Source organism: Burkholderia sp. Bp9090 (assembly GCF_003857985.1).
In the GTDB taxonomy this organism is placed as follows: Bacteria; Pseudomonadota; Gammaproteobacteria; order Burkholderiales; family Burkholderiaceae; genus Burkholderia.
Genome location: NZ_QTPV01000030.1, coordinates 58,489 through 83,481, shown reverse-complemented (window position 1 = coordinate 83,481; position 24,993 = coordinate 58,489). Strand labels below are relative to the sequence as shown.

Genomic DNA, 24,993 nt, shown 5'->3' with positions numbered 1-24,993 from the left:
CAGGCCGCGCTCAGGCGCGCTTATCCGGTTCCAGCTGCGATTGCAGCAAAATGATTTTGTCCTTGGCCGCCAGCTTTTCCTTCTTCAGCCGGTGCAGCGTGATGTCGTCGATGTCGGAGTGTCCTTCCTTCAGCTCGATCTCCCGAGCGAGCTGCTGGTGCTGCTCCTGCAATGCTGCCAAACGGTTGTGCAATTCCTGCTGCTGTTCCGTGGGACGGTTTTGCATATGCGCCTCCTCATCGAAGCAGCGCGCCGACTGGCGTGCCGGCACGCACGAGACTGACTCCGGATCAATCCAACACGTTACTGCCCCTGCTGTTGCTGCTGCTTGGCCTTGTCGGCCGCTTCCTGCTGACGCCGTTCGACATCGGCCTTGTGCTGGGCGGCTTCCTTCTGCTTCTGCTCGTAGCGCGCGGCGTTGTCCGCCCGCTCCTGCGCCTTCTGCGCGCCCTGCTGGCGCGCCTGGTCGAGCTTGTGCTGGAAATCCGCCTGCTTCTGGTCGTATGCCTGCTTGTTCGCGGCGCGCTGCGGCCCTTCCGCGCCACGCTGCGCCCGCTTCAGTGCATTCTGCTCCTGCTTGTCGCGGAACGCAGCCGCGTTCGCCGCATCGTTCGCCGCGCGCTGCGGCGCTTCCGCCGCATTCTGCGCCTGCTTCAACGCCTGCTGCTGGTCGCGCTGCTGCGCCCGCACCGCGCGCTGCTCGTCGTCGAGCGCGAGCTGCTCCTGACGGATGCTCGCCCGCTCCTCGCGCATCCGGTCGCGCGCCACGCCGAGACAGTGATTGACGAAGAACTTGCTGTAGCAATCGTGCTCCGCCACGGCATAACGATAATCGTTTTCCGCGGAACGTTGATTGAGCACTTTTTGACGGGCGTCGAAATCCTGCGTGGCGGAGGCTGCAACGGGCGCGGCGACAGCGGCGTCCGGCGCGGTTGCGCCCGATGCCTGTGCGTACGCGACGGTGGACCCGGCGGACAAAGCCGCGGCAAGCGCTGCGCCGAGCGCGACGAGAGAAATGCGGGAAGTTGGCAACGTCGTAGGAAAGCTGCGGGACATGTGTCAAATTCTATCACCCCCGGCTGGACGCTCCGCCATTTATGGCAAAATGCCCCGCTTCACTCACCCGCGGCATCTGGTCCGGCGGGCCCGTCTCGCAGCCCGCCGCGCGGTCTGCCGGCCCGCGCCGCGATTTCAGCAGGCAGATCATCCACGACATGACGGAAACCGTAGCACTCAAGATCGTACAGCGCATCGCCACCGAACTGTCCGTCCAGCCGCGCCAGGTCGCGGCGGCAGTGCAACTCCTCGACGAAGGCTCGACCGTTCCGTTCATTGCCCGGTACCGCAAGGAAGTGACCGGCAACCTGGACGACACGCAGCTGCGCCAGCTCGAGGAACGCCTCCTGTATCTGCGCGAGCTCGAGGATCGCCGCGCGGCGATCCTGTCGAGCATCGACGAACAGGGCAAGCTGACCGACGAACTGCGCGCCGCGATCGACGCGGCCGACAGCAAGCAGGTGCTCGAAGACCTTTATCTGCCGTACAAGCCGAAGCGCCGCACGCGCGCGCAGATCGCCCGCGAAGCCGGCCTCGAGCCGCTCGCGCAGGCACTGCTCGCGAATCCGCTGCTCGACCCGCAGACGGAAGCCGCCTCCTACGTCGATGCCGACAAGGGCGTCGCCGACGTGAAGGCCGCGCTCGACGGCGCGCGCGACATCCTGTCGGAACAATTCGGCGAAACGGCCGAACTGCTCGGCAAGCTGCGCGACTACCTGCACAGCCAGGGCGTCGTGTCGTCGGCGGTCGTCGAAGGCAAGGAAAACGAGGAAGGCGAGAAGTTCCGCGACTACTACGACTACGCGGAAACGATCCGGACCGTGCCGTCGCACCGCGCGCTCGCGCTGTTCCGCGGCCGCAACGCCGGCGTGCTGACCGTCAAGCTCGGCCTCGGCGAGGAACTCGACGCGCAGGTCCCGCATCCCGGCGAAGCGATGATCGCGCGCCATTTCGGGATCGCGAACCAGGGCCGCCCGGCCGACAAGTGGCTGTCCGACGTGTGCCGCTGGTGCTGGCGCGTGAAGGTGCAGCCGCACATCGAGAACGAACTGCTCACGCAACTGCGCGAAACGGCGGAAGCCGAAGCGATCCGCGTGTTCGCCCGCAACCTGAAGGACCTGCTGCTGGCCGCGCCGGCCGGCCCGAAGGCCGTGATCGGTCTCGACCCCGGCCTGCGCACGGGCGTGAAGGTCGCCGTGGTCGATCGCACCGGCAAGCTGCTCGCGACCGATACGATCTACCCGCACGAGCCGCGCCGCGACTGGGACGGCTCGCTCGCGAAGCTCGCGCGCATCGCCGCGCAGACGCAGGCCGAGCTGATCAGCATCGGCAACGGCACCGCATCGCGCGAAACCGACAAGCTCGCGAGCGAGCTGATCTCGAAGCATCCCGAACTGCGGCTGCAGAAGATCGTCGTGTCGGAGGCCGGCGCGTCGGTCTACTCGGCGTCCGAGCTGGCCGCGAAGGAATTCCCGGAACTCGACGTGTCGCTGCGCGGCGCCGTGTCGATCGCCCGCCGCCTGCAGGACCCGCTCGCCGAGCTCGTGAAGATCGAGCCGAAAGCGATCGGCGTCGGCCAGTACCAGCACGACGTGAACCAGCGCGAACTCGCCCGCTCGCTCGACGCGGTGGTCGAGGATTGCGTGAACGCGGTCGGCGTCGACGCGAACACCGCGTCGGTCGCGCTGCTCGCGCGCGTCTCGGGCCTGAACGCCACGCTCGCCCGCAACATCGTCGACTATCGCGACGCGAACGGGCCGTTCCCGTCGCGCGACCACCTGCGCAAGGTGCCGCGCCTCGGCGACAAGACCTTCGAACAGGCAGCCGGCTTCCTGCGCATCAACGGCGGCGAGAATCCGCTCGATCGCTCGTCGGTCCACCCGGAAGCCTACCCGGTCGTCGAACGAATCCTCGCGAAGATCAGCAAGCGGATCGACGACGTGCTCGGCAGCCGCGACGCGCTGGCCGGCCTGTCGCCGGCCGAATTTGTTGACGAACGTTTCGGCCTGCCGACCGTGCGCGACATCCTTTCCGAACTCGAAAAACCGGGTCGTGACCCGCGCCCCGAATTCAAGACGGCAACGTTCCGCGACGGCGTCGAGAAGGTCTCCGACCTGATGCCCGGCATGCTGCTCGAAGGGGTCGTGACGAACGTCGCGGCATTCGGCGCGTTCGTGGACGTCGGCGTGCATCAGGACGGCCTCGTCCATGTATCCGCGATGTCGACGAAGTTCATCAAGGATCCGCACGAAGTCGTGAAGGCCGGCCAGGTCGTCAAGGTCAAGGTGCTCGACGTCGACGTGAAGCGTCAGCGCATTGCGCTGACGATGCGCCTCGACGACGAAGCGGCCGCGCCCGGCATGGCGCCGCGCGGCGGCCAAGATCGCGGCAACGCCGGCCGCGGCGGCAGCGCCCGTCCGCAGCGTTCGCGCGAACCGGAACCGGCCGGCGCGATGGCCGCGGCGTTCGCGAAGCTGAAGCGCTGAGCACGCGAAGGCTGTTGACGTAAAAAACCCGCCGAAAGGCGGGTTTTTTATTGCTTCAGCGAGCGCACAGCCAGATCGGCATGGGCCGCATGCGCGGCCACTGCGCGCACCGGTCAGATCTCGATCTTGGTACCGAGCTCGACGACGCGGTTCGCCGGGATCGAGAAGAAGTCGGTCGGCTTCGCCGCGTTCTGGTGCATCCACGCGAACACGCGTTCGCGCCAGATCGACATGCCGGGCAGATGCGTCGGCACGACCGTTTCGCGCGCGAGGAAGAACGACGTGTCCATCAGTTCGAACGTCATGTCGTGCGTGCGGCCGAACTCCTCGAGCACGGCCTTCACGTCCGGCGTCTCGTTGAAGCCGTACTGGGCCTTGACGATGTACAGGCCGCCGCCCGCGTCGCGCGAGCTCAGGCGCTTGTCGTCGCGCACGTACGGAATGTCGCGTGTGACGAACGTCAGGAAAATGGTCCGCTCGTGCAGCACCTTGTTGTGCTTCAGGTTGTGCAGCAGGCTGACGGGCACGAGCTTGTCGTTGCCGGTCAGGTAGATCGCGGTACCCGACACGCGGTGCGGCGGATGCGCGAGCAGCCCCTGCAGGAACGGCTCGAGCGGGATACCGTCGGCGGCCGTGCGCTCCTTGACGATATGGCGGCCCTTGTACCAGGTCATCAGCAGGAAGAACAGCAGCGCGCCGATACCGAGCGGCAGCCAGCCGCCCTGCGCGACCTTCAGCAGGTTCGCGCCGAAAAAGCCCAGGTCGACCGCGAGGAACACGGCGATGATCGCGCCGACGAGCAGCCGGTTCCAGTTCCACACCTTCACCATCACGACGGCAGCGAGCACGGTCGTGATCACCATCGTCGCCGTCACCGCGATGCCGTACGCGGCGGCGAGGTTGTCGGAACTCTTGAAGCCGATCACGATGCAGAGGATCACGAACAGCAGCAGCCAGTTCACGACCGGCACGTAGATCTGGCCGATCGCCAGCTCGGACGTATGCAGCACCTTCATGCGCGGCACGTAGCCGAGCTGGATCGCCTGCGACGTCAGCGAATACGCACCGGAAATCACGGCCTGCGAAGCGATCACGGTCGCGACCGTCGACAGCACGACGAGCGGCAGCAGCGCCCACTCCGGTGCCAGCAGGAAGAACGGGTTCTCGATCGCCTTCGGATTCTCGATCAGCAGCGCGCCCTGGCCGAAGTAGTTCAGCACGAGCGACGGCATCACGAGCCCGTACGCGGCGAGGCGGATCGGCTTCGCGCCGAAATGGCCCATGTCCGCGTAGAGCGCTTCCGCACCGGTCAGCACCAGCACGACCGAACCCAGCACGACATAGGCCTGCAGCAGGTGGTCCGCCATGAACGACGCCGCGTAATACGGGTTGATCGCCGCGATGATGCCCGGCACGCGCACGATGTGATATACGCCGAGTGCCGCGATCACGACGAACCACAGCACCATGATCGGCCCGAACAGCTTGCCGACCAGCGCGGTGCCGTGACGCTGGATCCAGAACAGCGCGATCAGGATCACGATCGTGATCGGCAGGACCAGGTGGGACAGGTGCGGCGTCGCGATCTCGAGGCCTTCGACCGCCGACATCACGGAGATCGCCGGCGTGATCACGGCGTCGCCGTAGAACATGCAGGCGCCGAAGATCCCGAGCGCCATCAGCGCGCCCGCGACGCGGGTTTTCGAGTCGAGCGGCCGCAGCGACAGCGCCATCAGCGCGAGCACGCCACCCTCGCCGTTGTTGTCGGCCCGCATCACGAACAGCAGATACTTGATGCCGACCACCAGGATGATCGCCCAGAACAGCAGCGAGATCACACCGAGAATCGAGCCTTCCGTGAGCGGAATGCCGTGTGCGGGGCTGAACGCCTCCTTCAGCGAATACAGCGGGCTCGTGCCGATGTCGCCGAACACGACGCCGATGGCCGCTATCGCAAGCGCCCGCATCGAGTGTTGGTGCGTCGAATGCGCATGGGCTGCGTCGGTCGCCTGGATCGTGTCGTTCATATGAAGCGTAATAATCGGGTCCGGTCGGACAAAACGAGCGCTATTCTACTCGCGCCCCCCTGAAAAACCGTCCTGCCTTGTTGCCCTTAAACCACGTGATCCACGCTGCGCATGCAATCCTGCGCAAGCTGTGGCAGGGCTGCCATCATAGCCGGGGCCGCGCCGTCTGCCTACCACGCGCGCGGATCGCCGTGCCCGCCGGCACGGCGCGCCAATAAAAAACGGCGCCGCAAGCGGCGCCGTACAAGGCTTTCCTTCGATCGGCCGCCGCTTACGCGCCCGAGCCGTCGCGCTGCGCGCGACCGCGCTTGATCCATGCCTCGAGGTTGTGCGGACGAACCGTGTCCCACTCTTCGAACGGCTGATGAATCCACGGATTCGTCGGCAGATACTGTGCGTGATAGTCCGGCTTGACCTTCGAGCAGCCCTTGTACCAGAGCACGGCCGAACGCACGGCCGTGACCGACGGATAGCGCTCCTTCAGGTGCTCCTGCACGCGCGCGAGCGTGACGCCCGAATCGACGAGATCGTCGACCAGCAGCACGTTGCCCGCGAGACTGCCGCGCGTCATCGTGATGTACTGCGCGATGTCGAGCTCGCCCTGCTCGGTGCCGGCCGCTTCGCGGTACGAACTCGTCGCGAGGATCGCGAGCGGGACGTCGTAGATGCGCGACAGCTGGTCGCCGACGCGCAGGCCGCCGCGCGCAAGGCACAGGATCTGGTCGAACTTCCAGCCCGATTCATGCACCTGCAGCGCGAGCAGCTCGATCAGACGATGGTATTCGTCCCAGCCTACCCACAGGTTCTTGTCGTCGTTGCGCGGATCGGTCATCAAGTCTGCCGCCGTCATCGTGATTTGCTGCGTCATGCTGAGAATTACACCTTGAACGGATGGCGAAGCAGGATCGTCTCGTCGCGATCCGGCCCCGTCGAAACCATGTCGACCGGCACGCCGGCCACTTCCTGGACACGGGTCAGGTAGGCCTGCGCATTCGCCGGCAGCGCGTCCCACGTCTTGATGCCGACGGTGCTTTCCTTCCAGCCGGCGAACGTTTCGTACACGGGCTCGCAACGCGCGACGTCGGCCGCACCGCGCGGCAGGATGTCCACGTCCTTGCCGTCGATCTTGTAGCCGACGCACAGCTTGACTTCATCGAGGCCGTCGAGCACGTCGAGCTTCGTCATGCACAGGCCCGACACGCCGTTGATCTGGATCGAGCGGCGCAGTGCCGCTGCGTCGAGCCAGCCGGTGCGGCGCGGACGGCCGGTGACCGAGCCGAATTCCTTGCCGACGTTCGCGAGCGTGACGCCGACCTGGTCCTGGCGCTGCGGGTTGTCCGCGTCGTACAGTTCGCTCGGGAACGGGCCCGAGCCGACGCGCGTGCAGTACGCCTTCGTGATGCCGAGGATGTAGTTCAGCTTCTGCGGACCGACGCCGGCGCCGGCCGATGCCGCACCCGCGACGCAGTTGCTCGACGTGACGAACGGATAGGTGCCGTGGTCGATGTCGAGCAGCGTGCCTTGCGCGCCTTCGAACAGCAGGTTCTGACCGGCGTTGTTCGCGTCGTACAGGCGGCGCGACACGTCGGCCACCATCGGCTTCAGGCGATCGGCATAGCCGAGCATCGTGTCGAGCGTGGCCTGGAAATCGACGGCCGCGCCACCCAGGTACTGGGTCAGCACGAAGTTGTGGAAATCGAGGTTTTCGCGCAGGCGGTCGGCGAAGGTCTTCGCGTCGAACAGGTCCTGCACGCGCAGCGCGCGGCGGCCGACCTTGTCTTCGTACGCCGGGCCGATGCCGCGGCCGGTCGTACCGATCTTGCCCGCGCCCTTGCGCGCTTCGCGCGCCTGGTCGATCGCGATGTGGTACGGCAGGATCAGCGTCGTGGCTTCAGAGATGAACAGGCGATCGCGCACGTTCACGCCGGCCTCTTCCAGCTCGCCGATTTCCTTGAACAGTGCCTCGGGGGACAGGACGACGCCGTTGCCGATGTAGCAGGCGACGCCTTCACGCATGATGCCCGACGGAATCAGGCGCAAGATGGTTTTCTTGCCGCCGATGATGAGGGTGTGGCCGGCGTTGTGACCGCCCTGGAAACGCACGACGCCCTGAGCGTGGTCCGTCAGCCAGTCGACGATCTTGCCCTTGCCTTCATCACCCCATTGCGTTCCCACGACGACGACATTGCGCCCGGGAGTCACGTTCACTGCGCTGGCAGACATGTTGATTCGTTAGCTGGTTAAAAACGTATTCTACCTATGTTCGCGGGCGATTCCGAATTTTTCCGTTTCGCTTCAACGATATGCACGCCGAACGACGGCCCGCGAACGCCTGTTTAACGGGGTTCGACCACCCACGCGCCGTCACGCTCGACGAGCGAACGATCGCAGGCGAACTCGTCGAGCACGTGGTCGTGTCCCGGCAAGGCCTGGATCACGACCTCGCCCGCGTCGCGCAGCGCCGCCACGGCCGCGCTCAGCGCGTCGTCCTGCGCCCACGGCGCGAGAATCGCGGTGCCGCGCGCCTCGACCGGCGAAATCCGCGCGAGCTCGCGCAGGTCGAGCGAGAAGCCCGTCGCCGGGCGGGCGCGGCCGTAGGCCTGGCCCACGTGGTCGTACCGGCCGCCGCGCGCGATCGCGTTCGGCACGCCGTCGATGTACGCCGTAAACATCGCGCCGCTGTGGTACGCGTAGCCGCGCAGGTCGGCGAGATCGATCGCCACCTCGACGCCCTTCGCCTGCGCCGCAAGCTGCGCAAGATCGTCGAGCGCACGCGTGATCTCGGGCAGCACCGGCAGACGCACACGCGCCTCGTCGAGCACGCTCGCGTCGCCGTACAGATGCGGCAGCGCACGCAGCGCCGCGCGCGTGTCGGCGCCGAGATCGTCGGTGAGTTCGTTCAGCAGCGGCACGTCCTTGCCCGACAGCGCGTCGTACAGCGCCTCGCCGCGCTCGGCAGCCTGCGCATCGCGCGCGAGCAACGCCGCGAGCACGCCCGCGTGGCACAGGTCCAGGCGGATGCGCGACAACCCCGCGAGGTGTAGCGCGTCGAGCATCAGCTGCTGGATCTCGAGATCGGCTTCCAGCCCGGCGTGCCCGTAGATTTCGGCGCCGATCTGGATCTGTTCGCGCGTCGCGTGCAGCCCGCGAGGACGCGTATGCATCACGTGGCCGGCATAGCAGAGGCGCGTCACGCCCTGGCGGTTCAGCAGGTGCGCGTCGATGCGCGCGACTTGCGGCGTGATGTCCGCGCGCAGGCCGAGCGTGCGGCCCGACAGCTGGTCGACCAGCTTGAAGGTGCGCAGGCGCAGGTCGTTGCCGCCGCTCGTCAGCAGCGATTCGAGGTATTCGAGCAACGGCGGCATCACCATTTCGTAGCCGTACGAACGGAAGCGGTCGAGCAGCCTGCGGCGCAGCTCCTCGATCTTGCGCGCTTCCGACGGCAGCACGTCGGCGATATTCTCGGGAAGTAACCAGGTCGACATCGGTACGGTCCTACGACGGGAAACAGGGCGCGACATGCGCGCCGCGAAATGAATCGGAAATCGGCAATCGGGCGGAACGAACGGCGGGTGCGCCGTCCGGATCAGGTGGCGAGCAGCAGCAGGACGAGCCCGAGCGCCATCACGATGAGCCCGCCGATCCGGATATGATGCGGCGGCCGCTCCGCTATTCTACGAAACGTGTCGCGCCAAGCGACGGGAAACACGAAGGGGAACGCCCCCTCGATGATCAGCATCAGTGCTACCGCGAGCAACAACGAGCCAGCCAGGTCCATGCGAGCGACGGCGCCGCTCGACGCGGCGCCCCAAGGTCAGTGTTTGCGGGGAGCGGGTGCCGCCGGTGCGGCACCGCCCGTCGGGCTGCGCATGAAACGGAAAAACTCGCTGTCGGGGTCGACGACGATGATGTCGTTGCGCTTGAAGGTATTCCGGTAAGCCTGCAGGCTCGCGTAGAACTGGTAGAACTGCGGATCGCGGCCGAACGCATCGGCGGCGATCGACGCGGCCTTCGCGTCGCCCTCGCCCTTGATCGTCTGCGCGGACTTGTACGCATTCGCGAGCACCGCCTGCTGTTCGCGTTCCGCGTCGGCCTTGATCTGCTCGACATCGGCGGCGCCATCCGCGCGCACCTGTGCGGCCTGGTCGCGCAGCGCGGCAATCATCCGCTGATAGACGGCATCCGTCTGCGCAGCCGGCAAGTCAACACGCGTCAACTGCACGTCGACCACGTCGACGCCGAAGCCCGATGCCGTCGCCCGCACCGCGTCGCGCGCCGCATTGGCGATCTCGCGCTGCCCGCCGAGCGCGTCGTCGAGCGCACGCTTGCCGAACGCGTCGCCGAGTGCGCTCTTCAGCGCGCCGGCCAGGCGGTCGGCGGCCGCCGCCGGGTCACCGCCCGTCGCCGCGAAATACTTCATCGGATCGCTGATCCGATACTTGACCGCATACGCGACGAGCAGGTCGTGCTTGTCTTCGGTCGCCAGTTGCAGCGGATCCGACGACTCGAGCGATTGCAGGCGCGTGTCGATCAGCGTCGCCGTCTGCAGCGGCGGCGGCAGCTTGAAATGGATGCCGGGGCCCGCGAGTTCGGGTTGCGCGCCGTCGCGGCCCGACAGCACGGCCGCATGGCGCGGATCGACGGTCAGGACGGTCGACGACGCCGCGAAAGCGGCGATCACGATTGCGACGACGAGCGCAATGATTCGGTTCATGTTCTGCGCTCCCCGTTACTTCGTATCGTCTTCACGCGAGCGGCTGCGGAACGCTTCGCGCGACCGCAGCACGTCGCTGCCCGGTGCGGGCGCCGCCGCGGCCGAAGCCGCGCTCGCGGGTGCGCTCGCCGCGGCGGCGGCCGGCGCCGACGTCGCGTCGGGCGCGGATGCGCCGGCGGGCGTCGCGGCATTCGTCGCATTCGCGGCGTTTTGTCGCCCCTGCTCGACGAGCTTGTCGAGCGGCAGGTACACGACGCTGTTGCCGCCCTTGTTGCCGACGAACACCTTCGTCGCGTTCGAATAGATTTCCTGCATCGTCTCGAGATACATCCGCTCGCGGATCACCGCGGGCGCCTTCGAATACTGTGCATAGACCTGCTTGAACCGGTCGGCGTCGCCTTCGGCCTGCGTGACCACGCGATCGGCATACGCCTTCGCTTCATCGGCAAGTTTCGCGGCGTCGCCCTGCGCCTTCGGCAGCAGATCGTTCGCGTAGGCCTGCGCGGCACGCTTCGCGGCTTCGCGATCATCGCGCGCCTTCGCGACTTCGGCGTACGCAGCCTGCGTCTGCTCGGGCGCCGCGACGCTCTGCATCGTGACGGCCGTCACCTCGAGCCCCGACTGGTAGCGATCGAGATCGCGCTGGATCGCGGCGGACAGCTGCGCGCGCAGCGCGTCGCGGTCCTGGTTCAGCATGTCGGCCGCGCTGCGCGTGCCGACGATCGCGCGCACCGCGGCCTGGGCGGCCTGCGACACGCTGCGCTCGGGATCGACGCTGCGGAATAGGTAATCGGTTGCCGAACGGATCCGGTACTGGACGACGAAACGCACGTCGACGATGTCGGCATCGCGCGTCAGCATCGCCGCTTCCTTCACGTTCGCGAGACGCACGACGTTGTTGCGGCCGATCTCGATCGAACGGACCTGCGACGTGTCGACGATCTCATGCGACGCGAACGGATACGGCGCGCGCCAGTGCACGCCCTGTCCGACCGTGCCGGACAGCTTGCCGAACTGCAGCACGACGCCCGTCTGGCCTTCCTGCACGACGAACAGCCCGCTGCCCGCGTAGACCGCGACCAGCACGCCGATCACGATGCCGACGCCGACACGCGCGGCCCGGCCGTTGTCGGGCCGGAAGCCGTTGCCGCCCTTGCCGCCGAACAGGCCGCTCAGACGCCGGTTGAAGTTGCGCCACATCTCGTCGAGATCGGGCGGACCGTCACCGTCGCCACCGGGCGGACGCTTCGATTCGTTCACACGCGGACGGGATCCGTCGTTGCCCTTGCCTTCGCCGCGTCCCCAGCGGGGATCGTTGATCGACAGCAAGGCGCGCATCCGCCGCCAGGTACTCCGCTCGTTGTATTCGTTCACCAGAGTTTGTTCACCAGATTAGACGCCGGCGAACCGGCCGGGACCGGTTAGCGCCCGTGTTCGGAAATCGTGTGGTCTTCGTGCGGTTCAGCGGGTGCGCCGTCGAGCGCGACGTTGGGTAACGTCGCGCCGGTAAGGTGTTCCGCGGAGGCGATCTCGGCGATGGCGGCACGCAACGCGTCAAGACCCTGACCGGTGCGTGCGCTCAAAAAGACGCGCGAAATATTACCATACTCGTCCCGCTCGACCGCGTCGCCGCGGGCCGCCAGCTCAGGCACCGCATCGATCTTGTTGAACACCAGCACCTGCCGGATCGTGTCCGCGCCGATCTCGTGCAGCACGCCGTTCACCTGCTCGATCTGTTCGAGCCGCACCGCGCTCGATGCGTCGACCACGTGCAGCAGCAGATCCGCATGAATCGTTTCCTCGAGGGTCGCGCGGAACGCTGCAACCAGCTGGTGAGGCAGTTCGCGAATGAATCCGACCGTATCGGACACGACGATCTGACCAGCCTCGTCGCCGAGGTACACGCGTCGCGACGTCGTATCGAGCGTGGCGAACAGCTGGTCGGCCGCATAAGCCTGCGCTTTCGTCAGCGCATTGAACAGCGTCGACTTGCCCGCGTTCGTATAGCCGACGAGCGACACCGACATCGTGCCGCTGCGTGCGCGCTGGCGACGCTGCGTGCTGTGCTGCCGGCGCAGCCGGTCGAGCCGCGACTTCAGCATCTTGATGCGCTCGCCGATCAGCCGGCGGTCGGTTTCGAGCTGGGTTTCGCCGGGGCCGCGCAGGCCGATACCGCCCTTTTGCCGCTCCAGGTGGGTCCACGCGCGAATCAGCCGGGTCGACAGGTATTGCAACTGCGCGAGCTCGACCTGCAGCTTGCCTTCGTGACTGCGGGCGCGCTGCGCGAAGATGTCGAGGATGAGGCTCGTGCGATCGACCACCCGCCTGTTAAGCGCCTGCTCCAGATTGCGTTGCTGGGCCGGTGCCAGTGCGTGGTTGAAGATGACGATTTCGACGTTGTGCGCGTCGCAGGCAAGCCGCAATTCTTCGGCTTTGCCGCTGCCGATGAACATCTTGGCATCGGGGCTGGCGCGACGACCTGTGAGGGTGACGGCGGGACGGGCCCCCGCACTGGAGGCGAGAAGACTGAGTTCTTCGAGACTGGCTTCGAAATCGGTCTTGCCGAAGTCGATGCCGACGAGCGCTGCGTTGATCAAATTATCGGGTGTCAAGATAAGGCGGCTGGCATCGGTCGCTCGCGGCGACCGGATGCCGGCCGCTGCGATGGGTTAGGACGAGGCTTCCGCGTCCGGGTGGAAATTCACCGGGCGCGCCGGCACGACCGTCGAGATGGCGTGCTTGTAGACCATCTGGGTCACCGTATTACGGAGCAACACGACGTACTGGTCGAACGATTCAATGTTCCCTTGCAGCTTGATGCCGTTGACGAGATAGATCGAAACGGGAACGTGCTCTTTGCGCAGTGCGTTCAAAAACGGGTCTTGTAACAATTGCCCTTTGTTGCTCATGGCGTACTCCATCTTTTTTTGCAGGTTGATCTGGATTGGCGACGAAGAAAAAGAGATCCGGCGCCAATCGCTACACTATAGCTGATTTTGCCTGCCCCGCCCGGGCGTAGGCCATGCGGCCTATCCCTTGCAGGACCTGCTTCAGCCCTTGTCCGCGTACGGGTTGTTCGACGAACGGAACTCTATGCGCAATGGAGTCCCGGTCAGTGAGAAAGTTTCGCGGAATCGGTTTTCGAGGTAACGCTTGTAGGTTTCCGTCACCGCGTCGAGCGCGTTGCCGTGGATGACGATCAGCGGCGGATTCTGGCCGCCCTGGTGCGCGTAGCGCAGCTTCGGACGCACCGGGCCGCGACGACGCGGCTGCTGGAACTCGACGGCCTCGATCAGCGCGCGCGTGAGCTTCGGCGTCGGCAGCTTCGCCATCGCCGCCGCGTACGCGTCGTCGACCGAACGCATCAGCGCGCCGATGCCGGTCTTCTTCGCGGCCGAAATGTAGTGCGACTTCGCGAAGTCGAGGAATTTCAGCTTGCGGGTCAAATCCGCTTTCGCGCGATCGCGCGCGTGGTCGTCGAGACCGTCCCACTTGTTGACGCCGATCACGAGCGCGCGGCCCTGCTCGACGACGAAGCCGGCGATGTGCGCGTCCTGGTCGGAAATGTCCTGCTGCGCATCCAGCAGAAGAATGACGACGTTCGCGTCGGAGATCGACTGCAGCGTCTTCACGACCGAGAACTTCTCGATCGCCTCGAACACCTTGCCGCGGCGTCGCAGGCCCGCGGTATCGATCAGCGTGTATTTCTTGCCGTTACGCTCGAAGTCGACGTAGATCGAATCGCGCGTCGTGCCCGGCATGTCGAACGCGATCACACGGTCCTCGCCGATCAGCGCGTTCACGAGCGTCGACTTGCCGACGTTCGGGCGGCCGACGATCGCGATCTTGATGCCGCGCGACGGGTCGTCCTCGTCCGCTTCCTCGGGCTGGCCCGCGTACGCGACTTCCAGCGCCTCGTTGATCATGTCGGTCACGCCGTCGCCGTGCGCGGCCGAGATCGCGCGCGGATCGCCGAGGCCGAGCTCGTAGAAGTCGGTCGCGACCGCCGTGTACTTCATCCCCTCGGCCTTGTTGACGACCAGGAAGATCGGCCGGCCGGTCTTGCGCAGATAGTCGGCGATCGACTTGTCCTGCGGCGCGAGCCCGTTACGACCGTCGACGATGAACACGACGACGTCGGCTTCCTCGACGGCCTGCCGCGTCTGGCGCGCCATCTCGTGCAGGATGCCGTCCTTCGCGACGGGCTCGAAGCCGCCGGTATCGACGACCAGGTACGGCCGTGCGCCGACGCGCCCTTCGCCGTAATGGCGATCGCGCGTCAGGCCCGGCAAGTCGGCGACCAGCGCATCGCGCGAGCGCGTGAGCCGGTTGAACAGCGTGGATTTCCCCACATTGGGGCGCCCAACGAGGGCAATGACCGGTTTCATCTGTGTTTTCTACGGTGATGCGCAGCAGCGGGAGGCCCGCTGCTGCGGGCGGCTGCGCTGAATGAAAATATCACGAATTCGCGCCGCGCCGGATGCGCGCGCCGGGCGCGCGGTGCGCGCCGTCGTCTTTCGTTGCGAACTGCCTTTCAAATACCGAGCGGCCGGGGACACCGGCCGCCTTCATGTCGCGCGACCGCAGCGCGCGGGACAGGCCCGCCGCGCCGCGATTGCGCTTGTTGCGTGCGCGTCAGCGCGGACGGAATCCGTACAGGCCACCGTCCTTGGTCTGCACGACGAGCGTATTGCCCGCCAGGACCGGCGCCGCGGTAATCGCGCTGCCGTCCGTCTTCATCCGGGCGATGAAGCTGCCGTCCTCGCGCGACAGGAAGTGCACGAAGCCCTTGTAGTCGCCCATCACGACCGCATGGCCGAGCAGGTACGGCACGCCGACGTCGCGGCTCTTCAGCTTGTCGTTGCGCCAGAGCGGGTTGCCGCTCGCCGCGTCGTAGGCCGTCACGACCGACCAGTCGTCGCCGCCGGCGACGACCGAATCGTCCTGCGCGAGACCGCTGCGGCTCGAGAACGCCTTTTCCCACAGCGGACGGCCCGAGTTCGCGTCGAAGCAGCCGAGCTGGCCCTGGAACGTGACCGCGCACGCCTGGGCACCCACGAGCGTCGGCGGACCGCTGACGTCGTTGATGCGCTCGACTTCGGTCACGCCCTTCGGGAACGACACGGGCGTCTGCCAGAACGGCTCGCCCGTCTGCAGGTTGATCGCGACCAGACCGCCGCCGGGGAAGCCCGCGAGCACGGCCGCATCGCCCGCGAACGTCATGCCGGCCGACACGCGCAGGTTCAGCGGCACCGCGCGGTTGCGGTAGTTCCACTTCTGCTCGCCCGTCTGCCCGTTGAACGCGATCACCTGACCGTCGATCGTGCGCACGATCACGAGGCCGTTGCCGACCAGCGGCGGCGAGAAGATCTCGCCCTGCACGCTCGTCTTCCACAGCTGCTTGCCGTCCGGGCCGAGGACGAACACACCGCCCTTGAGCGCGCCGACGGCAGTCAGGTTGCCGTCGCTGCCGACCCCGGCCGACAGGTCCGAACCGACCTTCGAGCGCCACAGCGTCTGGCCCGTCTTCGCGTCGATCTTCTCGACCGAACCGTTCTCGCCCGCCGCGTAGACGGCGTCGCCCACGGCCACCGGCGAGAACAGGTAGCGCCCGCCCTTGCCGACGCTCGCCTTCCAGACCTGTTGCACGTCCAAGACGGGCTTGAACTCGGTGAGCGGCGTCGGCACGCGGCGCACGTCCTTCGACGACGAGCAGGCCGCCAATGCCAGGACAGCCGCCGCGCAGGCTACGGGCACAGCGTAACGTTTCAGCAAATTCATCGGTTAGCGAAGCAGAGTTAAGAGGTTGAGGGGGCCGCGATCAGCCGCCGAGCGCATCGAGCTTGAACTGCACGAGCTGGCGCGCGGACTGGTCGTCCTGCGACAGGCCGGCGAGCGCGAGCTTGTACGCGGCGCGCGCATCGTCGGTCTTGCCTTGCGCCGCGAGCAGATCGCCGCGGCGATCGGCCACGAGGCCCTTGAATGCATCCACCGGCGTGCCGGACAGCAGCGCGAGGCCCGCGTCGTACGCCTTCTCGTCGAGCAGCAGCGACGCGAGACGCAGCTTCGCGATCTGCTTGTACTCGTCGTCCTTGGCGTGATCGGCGGCCCATTGCAGCTGCGCCTTCGCGCCGGCGGCGTCGCCGGCCGCGTACAACGTCTTCGCGGCCGTGAGCGCGGTCATCTGCGCATACGGCGTGCTGCCGAACTTGTCTTCCATGTCGGCGGCCGCACGGGCCATCGTCGCCTTGTCGTTCGCGGCAGCGGCCTTCTGGACCTGCTCGTACAACCCGGAAGCCTCGGCGGCCTGACGGCGCTGCCAGTAATTCCAGCCGTTGAAACCGGCCGCGACGACCAGCGCCGCGAGCACGATCCACGTCGTGAGGTTACCCCAGCGGGCCCACCACGCCTTCAGACTTTCAATCGATTCTTGTTCGTCGTGATAACTCATCGGCGAGCGATTCCTTCCATTTCAGGCTTTTCTTGTCGAGCGAATGCCAGCGCGATCAGTCGTCGCCGTCTTCGGCGGATGCAACCATCGCATTGATTAGGAATTCGGTCAAGCTTTCGACCGGTACGGTCTGCTGAACGTTCTTTTCCCCGTCCTCGCCCGCGCCGCGCAGCGCTTTCACGCCCACCGTGCCGTTCGCGACCTCTTCTTCGCCGAAGATCACCGCGAACGCGGCACCGCTCGCATCGGCCCGCTTCATCTGCGACTTGAAGCTTGCCGGGCCGCCGTCGGCGCTGCAGTGGAAAATCACGTCGAGGCCCGTATCGCGCAGACGCTCGGCCGCGATGAACGCCTGTTCGCGCGCCGTCTCGCCCTGGTGCACCACGTACACGTCGACACCTTCCTGCTCGGGCGCGAGATCCTCTTCCTTCAGCAGTTCGAGAATGCGCTCGATGCCCATCGCCCAGCCGCACGCGGCGGTCGGCTTGCCGCCGAGCTGCTCGATCAGCGGATCGTAGCGGCCGCCGGCCGCGACCGTGCCCTGCGCGCCGAGCTTGTCGGTCACCCACTCGAACACGGTCAGGTTGTAGTAGTCGAGGCCGCGAACGAGACGCGGGTTGATCTTGAACGGGATGTTGTTCGCGAGCAGCAGGCGCTGCAGCCCTTCGAAGTGGGCACGCGACTCGTCGCCGAGGAAGTCGATCAGCTTCGGCGCGTTCTGCGCGATTTCCTGCAGCGCCGGGTTCTTCGTGTCGAGCACGCGCAGCGGGTTCGTATACAGGCGACGCTTCGCGTCCTCATCCAGCACGTCGGCGAACTGCTCGAGATACTTGATCAGTTCGACGCGGTGCGCGGCACGCTCTTCGGCGAGGCCGAGCGAGTTGATCTCGAGCTTGATGCCGGTCAGGCCGAGGTCGTCCCACAGGCGCTGGCACATCATGATGATCTCGGCATCCGCATCCGGGCCCGCGAAGCCGAGCGCCTCGACGCCGACCTGGTGGAACTGGCGGTAGCGACCGCGCTGCGGACGCTCATGACGGAACATCGGGCCGATGTACCACAGGCGCTTCGGGCCGTCGTACAGCATGTTGTGCTCGATCGACGCGCGCACGACCGCCGCGGTGTTCTCCGGGCGCATCGTCAGGTTCTCGCCGTTCAGCGCATCGGTGAAGCTGTACATCTCCTTCTCGACGATGTCCGTGACTTCGCCGATGCCGCGCGTGAAGAGCTGCGTGTGTTCGACGATCGGCGTGCGGATGTTCTGGTAGCCGTACGCGCGCAGCAGCGATTTCACGGTAGCTTCGAAGAACTCCCAGAGGCCGGCATCCTGCGGGAGGATGTCGTTCATGCCCTTGACGCCGGTGAGCTTCTCGATCTTGCGTTTCTGTTCAGTCATCGTTCGTGTGTGTGGACGAATTTAGTTCAGGGCCTCGGTACGGCCGTAATTGCGTGCGACGTAGTCGCTGACGATCTGCTGGAATTCCTCGGCGATCCGCTCGCCGCGCAGCGTCTTGACCTTCTCGCCGTCGATGAAGACGGGCGCGGCCGGGTTCTCGCCCGAACCCGGCAGGCTGATGCCGATGTTCGCGTGCTTCGATTCGCCCGGGCCGTTGACGATGCAGCCCATCACCGCGACGTTCATCTTCTCGACACCCGGATATTCCTTGCGCCAGACCGGCATCTGCTCGCGCAGGTAGGTCTGGATCTGCATCGCGAGTTCCTGGAACAGCGTACTCGTGGTGCGGCCGCAGCCCGGGCATGCGATCACCATCGGCGCGAACGAGCGCAGGCCCATCGTCTGCAGGATTTCCTGGCCGACGATCACTTCGCCGGTGCGCGACGCGCCCGGTTCCGGCGTCAGCGAAATGCGGATCGTGTCGCCGATCCCTTCCTGCAGCAGCACGCCGAGCGCGGCCGTCGACGCGACGATGCCCTTCGAGCCCATGCCGGCCTCGGTCAGCCCGAGATGCAGCGCGAAGCCGCAGCGGCGGCCGAGTTCGCGGTACACGGCGATCAGGTCCTGCACGCCGCTGACCTTGCACGACAGCACGATGCGATCGCGGCCGAGGCCCAGCTCGACCGCGCGCTCGGCCGAGCCGATCGCCGACTGGATCAGCGCTTCGTACATCACGCTCTGCGCATCCCACGGCTGCGAGCGCGCGCCGTTCTCGTCCATCATGCGCGCGAGCAGGTCCTGGTCGAGGCTGCCCCAGTTCACGCCGATCCGCACCGGCTTGTCGTACTTCGCCGCGGCTTCGATCATCTGCGCGAACTGCGTGTCGCGCTTCGCGCCCTGGCCGACGTTGCCCGGGTTGATCCGGTACTTCGACAGCGACTCCGCGCAGCCCGGGTAGTCGCGCAGCAGCAGGTGGCCGTTGTAGTGGAAATCGCCGACGAGCGGGACGGTCACGCCCATCCGGTCGAGCTGCTCGCGGATCGCCGGCACGGCGGCCGCGGCCTCCGGCGTATTGACCGTGATGCGCACCAGTTCGGAGCCCGCGTTCGCAAGTTCCTTGATCTGGATCGCCGTGCCGATCGCGTCGGCCGTGTCGGTATTCGTCATCGACTGCACGCGCACCGGCGCATCACCGCCGATCGTCACGAGCTGCCCGCCCCAACGAACATCCACCGCATGCGACACGCGACGCGGCTGATGCCCGCCGAACACCGGCTCGGTTGAACAAATCTGACTGCTGCGTGGGGATTGAGCTTCGGATTGCATCGATAGATCCATTTACGCGGAATGCGCCGCGAGGCGGCGCATGAATTGAAAAAGCGCCGTGCCCTCGCAGCCTGTCCGGGACAGGCCTGCGCCACGGCGCTTGACGTCAGGGCAGCGTGAACCGCGCCACGTTACCCCGCGCTGCCGAATATTTTGCCGGATCGACCGGCTTTCCGTCGAACGCGACCGTATCAAGGCCTGCCTTGTTGCCGATCGTGACCTTGAACGGACCGTCGCCGGCGACCTGCTTCGTCTCGCCGGCCCGCACCAGCGCCGAGAACAGTTCCTTGCCGCTCTTGTCGCGCACGCTGAACCAGCAATCCTGCTTGACCTTCAGTTCGACCATCGACTGGCCTGCCGCGACCACGACGCTCGCGGGCTGGGCCGGCACGGCCGCGCTGCTCGCCGCGGCCGGCGCGACGACCGGTTGCGACGCGGGCACGGCGGCCGTCGGGGCCGAGGCCGGAGCCGGAGCAGCCGACGCAACGGCCTGCGGCGCCACGGCGGATGCCGCAACCTGCGCCGGGGCTTCGTTGACGGCTGCCGCCGACGCGCCGCCCGCGGCTGCCGCTTCGACGGAAGACGCCGCCGGCGCGCTGGCCGCCGACGCGTGTTCGGTACCGCCGCCCTTGAAGCGCGCGAGCCAGCTCGACGAATCGCCGCCAGTGTGCCACATGAGTACCGCGATCACCGCGACGACGACGATCGCCGTCCCCCACAGCCACGGATGATGGTGCGACGACCCGCCAAGCGGAATCGACACGCGGCCGCGCGGCAGATCCGTCCCCGACGACGCGGGCATCGACAGATCGACTTCCTGCACGCCACGCTCGCGGCGCAATGCATGGGCGAACGGCTCCGGATCGACGCCGAGCATCTTCGCGTAGCTGCGCACGACGCCGAGCGCGAACGTCACGCCGGGCAAATGGCTGATGTCGCCAGCCTCGAGCGCACGCAGCTTCTGCGGAGCGACCTTGAGCCGCGCCGACACGTCGTCGACCGTCCAGCCCTTCGCCTCCCGGAGCTGCGCCAGCCGGCTGCCGACGGCCGCCAGCGTTTCAAGCCCCGCCGGTGCCGGCTTCGCGGCATTCGTCTCTGCGCCGTTGGTCGGCTGCGGCTCACTCATCCTTGTCCTCGCGTCGATTCTTCTTCACTGGCGGGCGCCGCCGGCTCCCGCAACTGTCCATATCATGCGCGGCGCCGAGGCGCCGCGACCGATCGCTATTCGCGTGTTGTACCGCAAGAAGTCCAGGCATCCGCACCCATGCGGCCCCGACCAGGCGTCCCCGTCAGATCGCCCGAACTTCGATGATTTTTGCTGCTGCGCCCGTTCGCTCCGCCAGGCGCGTGCGGTCCTTCACGGCGCCGGCCAGCTGGCCGCACGCGGCGTCGATGTCGTCGCCGCGCGTCTTGCGCACGGTCGTGACGACACCCGCGTCGATGAGGACCTGTGCAAAGCGCTTGATCTGCTCCGGCTTCGAGCGGATGAGGCCCGATTCCGGAAACGGATTGAACGGGATCAGGTTGAACTTGCAGGGCACGTCACGCGTGACGGCCAGCAGTTCGCGCGCATGCGCTTCGGTGTCGTTGACGCCGTCGAGCATGCAGTATTCGAAAGTAATGAAGTCGCGCGGTGCGACTTTCAGATAGCGCTGGCACGCGGCCATCAGCTCGCGAAGCGGATGCTTCTTGTTGAGCGGCACCAGTTCGTCGCGCAGCGCATCGTTCGGCGCGTGCAGCGAAACGGCGAGCGCGACCGGCAATTCGGCGCCGAGGCGGTCCATCATCGGCACCACGCCGGACGTCGACAACGTGACGCGGCGGCGCGACAGGCCGTACGCGTTGTCGTCGAGCATCAGCCGCATCGCGGGCACGACCGCGCTGTAATTCAGCAGCGGCTCGCCCATGCCCATCATCACCACGTTGGTGACGACCCGTTCGGCCTTGCCGTTCGGACCGGGTGCGCGACCCAGCGACGCACGCAGCGCAAACTCGGCCATCCGGAGCTGACCGATGATTTCGGCTGTCGACAGGTTGCGGGAGAAGCCCTGCTTGCCCGTCGAGCAGAAGCGGCAGTTGACCGCGCACCCGGCCTGCGACGACACGCACAGCGTGCCGCGCGTCTCTTCCGGGATGAAAACGGTTTCGACCGCATTGCCGTTTCCGACGTCGATCAGCCACTTGCGCGTGCCGTCGGTGGAAACGTGATCGCTGACGATATCGGGCATCACGATCGACGCGCGGCCCTTGAGCTTTTCTCTCAGGGACTTCGCGAGATCGGTCATGCCGTCGAAATCGCCGGCGTTGTACTGATGGATCCAGCGCTGCAACTGCTTGGCGCGGAACGGCTTCTCGCCGAGGCTGCCGCAGTACGCGACAAGACCTTCGGCATCGAAGTCGAGAAGATTGACGGAAGTTTCGCTCGTCATGATGTGCTGCCTTGCCGCGTGCGCTGAATCCTGCCTACCTGTTGCCAGCCTGGGCTTAGCGCGAGTAGACGTTCATTTCCGGGAAGAAGAACGCGATTTCGACCGCGGCCGTTTCGGCAGCGTCCGAGCCGTGCACGGCGTTCGCGTCGATGCTGTCGGCGAAGTCGGCGCGGATCGTGCCCTTTTCCGCCTTCTTCGGATCCGTCGCGCCCATCAGGTCGCGGTTCTTCAGGATCGCGCCTTCACCTTCCAGAACCTGGATCATCACCGGGCCCGAGATCATGAAATCGACGAGGTCCTTGAAGAACGGACGTGCTGCGTGAACTGCGTAGAACTTCTCTGCGTCCGCACGCGACAGGTGTGCCATGCGCGATGCGACGATCTTCAGGCCGGCGCCTTCGAAACGGCTGTAGATCTGGCCGATCACGTTCTTTGCCACCGCATCCGGCTTGATGATCGACAGGGTGCGCTCGATTGCCATAAAAACTCCAAGAAATTAAGAAGTTACAGGTTCAAATGAATCCGCTATTGTAGCACGATCCCGTGTATCATTGCGATTGAACCCTTACACGAGTGAAAGGTTCCAAATCCATATGTTTTTTGCGCCGCCCGGCATTGAAACCTCGCGGCACGGAACGTATCTTAGCCATAGCTGCTCCGGTTTGCTGCGCCGCACACCGCGCGCGCCGAACCGGCCCCGGACGCCCATGCGTTCAATGTTAGGAGAAACCATGAACGACTATCCGTACAATTTCGGCCGCGGCGGCTCCGTCAGCACCGCGGAGGTTCGCAATCGCGTGCTGCGGAACACGTACTGGCTGCTCGCGCTGTCGATGGTGCCGACGGTGCTGGGGGCATGGGTCGGCGTCGCGACGGGATTCTCGCTGTTCGCGGCCACGAGCCCGATGATGAGCCTGCTCGCGTTCTTCGCAATCGCGTTCGGCTTCATGTTCGCGATCGAGCGGACGAAAAACAGCGCGGCCGGCGTGTTCGTGCTGCTCGGCTTCACGTTCTTCATGGGCCTGATGCTGTCGCGCCTGCTGAGCTTCATCCTCGGCTTCTCGAACGGCCCGTCGCTGATCATGCTCGCGTTCGGCGGCACCGGCATCATCTTCGCCGCGATGGCGACGATCGCCACGGTCAGCAAGCGCGACTTCTCCGGGCTCGGCAAATGGCTGTTCATGGGCGTGATCGTGATCCTGCTGGCGTCGGTCGCGAACATCTTCCTGCAACTGCCGGCGCTGATGCTCACCGTGTCGGTGCTCGCGATCGCGATCTTCTCGGCCTACATGCTGTTCGACATCCAGCGTGTCGTGAACGGCGGCGAGACGAACTACATCTCGGCCACGCTCGCGATCTACCTCGACCTGTACAACGTGTTCACGAACCTGCTCGCGCTGCTCGGCATCTTCGGCGGCAACCGCAACTGACGTTCGCCGTACCCGATGAAAAAACCGGCCCTCGGGCCGGTTTTTTTACGTCCGCCGCCCGCTCAGTCGCGCTCGAACAGCGCGATCGATTCGACGTGCGACGTATTCGGGAACATGTTCACGACGCCGGCGCCCTTCAGCCGGTAGCCGGCCTCGTGCACGAGTAGGCCTGCGTCGCGCGCGAGCGTCGACGGGTTGCACGACACGTAGACGATGCGCTTCGGCAGCGGGCCTTCGCCGCTCTGCGCGATTTCGGCCAGCGCCTTCGACACCGCGAGCGCGCCTTCGCGCGGCGGGTCGATCAGGAACTTGTCGAAGGCGCCGAGCGCACGCAGGTCGTCGCCCGTCACCTCGAACAGGTTCCGGCACGCGAACGTCGTATGGCCGTCGACGCCGTTCTCGCGCGCATTCGCGAGCGCGCGAGTCGTCAACGTCTCGCTGCCTTCGATGCCCATCACCTCGCGCGACAGCCGCGCGAGCGGCAGCGTGAAGTTGCCGATCCCGCAGAACAGGTCGAGCACGCGATCGTCGCGCGACGGCGCGAGCAGGCGCAGCGCGCGACCCACCAGCACGCGGTTGATCTGATGGTTGACCTGCGTGAAGTCGGTGGGCTTGAACGGCATGCGGATGCCGAACTCCGGCAGCGTATAGTCGAGCGGCACGTCGAGCGGATAGAACGGCGTCACCGTGTCCGGGCCCTTCGGCTGCAGCCAGAACTGCACCTTGTGCTCGTCGGCGAACGCGCGCAGCAGCGCTTCGTCGTCCGCATTGATCGGCTCCAGCACGCGCAGCACCAGTGCCGTGACTTGCGAACCGACCGCGAGCTCGATCTGCGGCATCCGGTCACGGATCGACAGCCCCTCGACCAGCCGGCGCAGCGGCACGAGCATCGCCGACACGTGCGGCGGCAGCACTTCGCAGCTCGTCATGTCGGCGACATAGCTGCTCTTCTTTTCATGGAACCCGACCAGCACGCCGCCCTTCTTCGCGACGTTGCGCACGGTCAGGCGCGCACGGTACCGGTAGCCCCACGACGGGCCGTGGATCGGCGCGAACATCGTCTCGGCGCGCAGCTTCGACAGGTGCCACAGGTTGTCCTCGAGCACGCGCTGCTTGATCGCGACCTGCGCGCGCATGTCGAGGTGCTGCATCGAGCAGCCGCCGCAGGTGCCGAAGAATTTGCATTTCGGCTCCGTGCGCAGCACGCTCGGGCGCAGAATGTCGACAACGGTCGCCTGCTCGTAGCTCGGCTTGCGACGGTAGCTCGAATAGGTCACGCGCTCGCCGGGCAGCGCACCCTCGACGAAGATGACCTTGCCCGGCGTGCCGTCCTCGGTCGCCGTGCGGCCGACACCGCGCGCTTCCATGTCGAGCGATTCGATCTCGAGAACCGGGGCAGGCCCGGGCGCGACGGGCGCATTTTTCGATTTGCGCGCAGAAGTGGGGACGGCTTCGGACACCAGCTTTTCCTGACAAAACGTTGAAGAAGGCGAGATTGTAGACGACGAAAGCCCGCGTCGCCCGCTTTCGTGGCGCAAGCGTCAATACTGACGCCTCTGCCGCGCCACGTCATGCGGGAACGACCTGCAGGCAGCCCGCCGCCGGCCCGCATGCGCGGCCTCTCGCGAGCTCAGCCGGCGGCACACGTTCTGCTCACAACAGACTCAGGAGACTCGGG

22 protein-coding genes are annotated in these 24,993 nt (G+C 66.3%); 2 read left to right on the top strand and 20 right to left on the bottom strand.

The window, feature by feature from the left end:
• Window positions 1–10: 10 nt before the first annotated feature.
• Window positions 11–226 carry a YdcH family protein gene (locus tag DIE16_RS24470; protein WP_006755091.1) on the bottom strand — a complete coding sequence of 72 codons (216 nt, stop codon included), beginning with the start codon at window positions 224–226 and terminating at the stop codon, window positions 11–13.
• A gap of 77 nt (window positions 227–303) precedes the next feature.
• Window positions 304–1,056: a hypothetical protein gene (locus DIE16_RS24465; protein ID WP_044848887.1), complete on the bottom strand. Its 753-nt coding sequence runs from the start codon at window positions 1,054–1,056 to the stop codon at window positions 304–306.
• Window positions 1,057–1,214: 158 nt separating this feature from the next.
• Here DIE16_RS24465 and DIE16_RS24460 point away from each other — a divergent pair, with 158 nt between their 5' ends.
• Window positions 1,215–3,542, top strand: coding sequence for a Tex family protein (locus tag DIE16_RS24460; protein WP_124893562.1), 2,328 nt, complete (start codon window positions 1,215–1,217; stop codon window positions 3,540–3,542).
• Between the two features lie 113 nt (window positions 3,543–3,655).
• On the opposite strand, the gene DIE16_RS24455 is transcribed toward DIE16_RS24460, so the two are convergent.
• The 17 genes from DIE16_RS24455 to ndk all read right to left on the bottom strand — a co-directional run bounded on the left by DIE16_RS24455 (window position 3,656) and on the right by ndk (window position 22,366).
• A complete protein-coding gene (locus tag DIE16_RS24455; protein WP_124486307.1) occupies window positions 3,656–5,569 on the bottom strand; it encodes a potassium transporter Kup in 1,914 nt (637 codons plus the stop codon).
• A gap of 271 nt (window positions 5,570–5,840) precedes the next feature.
• On the bottom strand, window positions 5,841–6,437 hold the full coding sequence (locus DIE16_RS24445) for a phosphoribosyltransferase (RefSeq protein WP_044848884.1): 597 nt from the start codon (window positions 6,435–6,437) through the stop codon (window positions 5,841–5,843).
• 8 nt (window positions 6,438–6,445) lie between these two features.
• Complete coding sequence (locus tag DIE16_RS24440) at window positions 6,446–7,792, bottom strand: adenylosuccinate synthase (RefSeq protein WP_044848883.1); 1,347 nt, start codon at window positions 7,790–7,792, stop codon at window positions 6,446–6,448.
• 113 nt (window positions 7,793–7,905) lie between these two features.
• A complete protein-coding gene (locus DIE16_RS24435) occupies window positions 7,906–9,054 on the bottom strand; it encodes an ATP phosphoribosyltransferase regulatory subunit (RefSeq protein ID WP_124486305.1) in 1,149 nt (382 codons plus the stop codon).
• A 101-nt stretch (window positions 9,055–9,155) separates the two neighbouring features.
• Window positions 9,156–9,347 (bottom strand): DUF2065 domain-containing protein, encoded by a 192-nt coding sequence (locus tag DIE16_RS24430; RefSeq protein ID WP_009687995.1) that lies wholly within the window; start codon window positions 9,345–9,347, stop codon window positions 9,156–9,158.
• Between the two features lie 36 nt (window positions 9,348–9,383).
• Window positions 9,384–10,283 carry a protease modulator HflC gene (hflC, locus tag DIE16_RS24425; protein ID WP_044848881.1) on the bottom strand — a complete coding sequence of 300 codons (900 nt, stop codon included), beginning with the start codon at window positions 10,281–10,283 and terminating at the stop codon, window positions 9,384–9,386.
• A gap of 15 nt (window positions 10,284–10,298) precedes the next feature.
• The gene (gene hflK / locus DIE16_RS24420) at window positions 10,299–11,657 is read right to left on the bottom strand and encodes an FtsH protease activity modulator HflK (RefSeq protein ID WP_124893561.1); all 1,359 of its coding nucleotides are present in this window, start codon (window positions 11,655–11,657) and stop codon (window positions 10,299–10,301) included.
• A gap of 47 nt (window positions 11,658–11,704) precedes the next feature.
• Complete coding sequence (gene hflX / locus DIE16_RS24415) at window positions 11,705–12,880, bottom strand: GTPase HflX (protein WP_185500398.1); 1,176 nt, start codon at window positions 12,878–12,880, stop codon at window positions 11,705–11,707.
• Between the two features lie 72 nt (window positions 12,881–12,952).
• The gene (hfq, locus tag DIE16_RS24410; protein WP_006399927.1) at window positions 12,953–13,192 is read right to left on the bottom strand and encodes an RNA chaperone Hfq; all 240 of its coding nucleotides are present in this window, start codon (window positions 13,190–13,192) and stop codon (window positions 12,953–12,955) included.
• Window positions 13,193–13,333: 141 nt separating this feature from the next.
• Window positions 13,334–14,671, bottom strand: a complete 1,338-nt coding sequence (gene der / locus DIE16_RS24405) for a ribosome biogenesis GTPase Der (protein ID WP_044848985.1) — start codon at window positions 14,669–14,671, stop codon at window positions 13,334–13,336.
• 247 nt (window positions 14,672–14,918) lie between these two features.
• Entirely contained in the window at window positions 14,919–16,064 is a 1,146-nt protein-coding gene (gene bamB, locus DIE16_RS24395) for an outer membrane protein assembly factor BamB (protein WP_124486302.1), read from the bottom strand.
• A 40-nt stretch (window positions 16,065–16,104) separates the two neighbouring features.
• Window positions 16,105–16,734, bottom strand: coding sequence for a tetratricopeptide repeat protein (locus tag DIE16_RS24390; protein WP_044848983.1), 630 nt, complete (start codon window positions 16,732–16,734; stop codon window positions 16,105–16,107).
• Window positions 16,735–16,789: 55 nt separating this feature from the next.
• Complete coding sequence (hisS, locus tag DIE16_RS24385) at window positions 16,790–18,130, bottom strand: histidine--tRNA ligase (protein WP_044848982.1); 1,341 nt, start codon at window positions 18,128–18,130, stop codon at window positions 16,790–16,792.
• 21 nt (window positions 18,131–18,151) lie between these two features.
• Complete coding sequence (ispG, locus tag DIE16_RS24380; RefSeq protein WP_027787235.1) at window positions 18,152–19,456, bottom strand: flavodoxin-dependent (E)-4-hydroxy-3-methylbut-2-enyl-diphosphate synthase; 1,305 nt, start codon at window positions 19,454–19,456, stop codon at window positions 18,152–18,154.
• A gap of 106 nt (window positions 19,457–19,562) precedes the next feature.
• Window positions 19,563–20,582, bottom strand: coding sequence for a helix-turn-helix domain-containing protein (locus DIE16_RS24375; protein WP_124486301.1), 1,020 nt, complete (start codon window positions 20,580–20,582; stop codon window positions 19,563–19,565).
• 163 nt (window positions 20,583–20,745) lie between these two features.
• Window positions 20,746–21,885, bottom strand: a complete 1,140-nt coding sequence (gene rlmN / locus DIE16_RS24370; protein ID WP_044848980.1) for a 23S rRNA (adenine(2503)-C(2))-methyltransferase RlmN — start codon at window positions 21,883–21,885, stop codon at window positions 20,746–20,748.
• A 55-nt stretch (window positions 21,886–21,940) separates the two neighbouring features.
• Entirely contained in the window at window positions 21,941–22,366 is a 426-nt protein-coding gene (ndk, locus tag DIE16_RS24365) for a nucleoside-diphosphate kinase (protein WP_006478674.1), read from the bottom strand.
• A 250-nt stretch (window positions 22,367–22,616) separates the two neighbouring features.
• Between ndk and DIE16_RS24360 the strand changes: the two genes are divergently transcribed.
• Window positions 22,617–23,315, top strand: coding sequence for a Bax inhibitor-1/YccA family protein (locus tag DIE16_RS24360; protein ID WP_124893560.1), 699 nt, complete (start codon window positions 22,617–22,619; stop codon window positions 23,313–23,315).
• 62 nt (window positions 23,316–23,377) lie between these two features.
• On the opposite strand, the gene rlmD is transcribed toward DIE16_RS24360, so the two are convergent.
• Window positions 23,378–24,775, bottom strand: coding sequence for a 23S rRNA (uracil(1939)-C(5))-methyltransferase RlmD (rlmD, locus tag DIE16_RS24355; RefSeq protein WP_082088767.1), 1,398 nt, complete (start codon window positions 24,773–24,775; stop codon window positions 23,378–23,380).
• Between the last annotated feature and the right edge of the window lie 218 nt (window positions 24,776–24,993).

Bases quoted from the DNA above. Each gene is read 5' to 3' on its own strand.
- DIE16_RS24470 (WP_006755091.1), bottom strand. From the start codon at position 226: ATGCAAAACCGTCCCACGGAACAGCAGCAGGAATTGCACAACCGTTTG.
- DIE16_RS24465 (WP_044848887.1), bottom strand. From the start codon at position 1,056: ATGTCCCGCAGCTTTCCTACGACGTTGCCAACTTCCCGCATTTCTCTC.
- DIE16_RS24460 (WP_124893562.1), top strand. From the start codon at position 1,215: ATGACGGAAACCGTAGCACTCAAGATCGTACAGCGCATCGCCACCGAA.
- DIE16_RS24455 (WP_124486307.1), bottom strand. From the start codon at position 5,569: ATGAACGACACGATCCAGGCGACCGACGCAGCCCATGCGCATTCGACG.
- DIE16_RS24445 (WP_044848884.1), bottom strand. From the start codon at position 6,437: ATGACGCAGCAAATCACGATGACGGCGGCAGACTTGATGACCGATCCG.
- DIE16_RS24440 (WP_044848883.1), bottom strand. From the start codon at position 7,792: ATGTCTGCCAGCGCAGTGAACGTGACTCCCGGGCGCAATGTCGTCGTC.
- DIE16_RS24435 (WP_124486305.1), bottom strand. From the start codon at position 9,054: ATGTCGACCTGGTTACTTCCCGAGAATATCGCCGACGTGCTGCCGTCG.
- DIE16_RS24430 (WP_009687995.1), bottom strand. From the start codon at position 9,347: ATGGACCTGGCTGGCTCGTTGTTGCTCGCGGTAGCACTGATGCTGATC.
- hflC (WP_044848881.1), bottom strand. From the start codon at position 10,283: ATGAACCGAATCATTGCGCTCGTCGTCGCAATCGTGATCGCCGCTTTC.
- hfq (WP_006399927.1), bottom strand. From the start codon at position 13,192: ATGAGCAACAAAGGGCAATTGTTACAAGACCCGTTTTTGAACGCACTG.
- der (WP_044848985.1), bottom strand. From the start codon at position 14,671: ATGAAACCGGTCATTGCCCTCGTTGGGCGCCCCAATGTGGGGAAATCC.
- bamB (WP_124486302.1), bottom strand. From the start codon at position 16,064: ATGAATTTGCTGAAACGTTACGCTGTGCCCGTAGCCTGCGCGGCGGCT.
- DIE16_RS24390 (WP_044848983.1), bottom strand. From the start codon at position 16,734: ATGAGTTATCACGACGAACAAGAATCGATTGAAAGTCTGAAGGCGTGG.
- hisS (WP_044848982.1), bottom strand. From the start codon at position 18,130: ATGACTGAACAGAAACGCAAGATCGAGAAGCTCACCGGCGTCAAGGGC.
- ispG (WP_027787235.1), bottom strand. From the start codon at position 19,456: ATGCAATCCGAAGCTCAATCCCCACGCAGCAGTCAGATTTGTTCAACC.
- DIE16_RS24375 (WP_124486301.1), bottom strand. From the start codon at position 20,582: ATGAGTGAGCCGCAGCCGACCAACGGCGCAGAGACGAATGCCGCGAAG.
- rlmN (WP_044848980.1), bottom strand. From the start codon at position 21,885: ATGACGAGCGAAACTTCCGTCAATCTTCTCGACTTCGATGCCGAAGGT.
- ndk (WP_006478674.1), bottom strand. From the start codon at position 22,366: ATGGCAATCGAGCGCACCCTGTCGATCATCAAGCCGGATGCGGTGGCA.
- DIE16_RS24360 (WP_124893560.1), top strand. From the start codon at position 22,617: ATGAACGACTATCCGTACAATTTCGGCCGCGGCGGCTCCGTCAGCACC.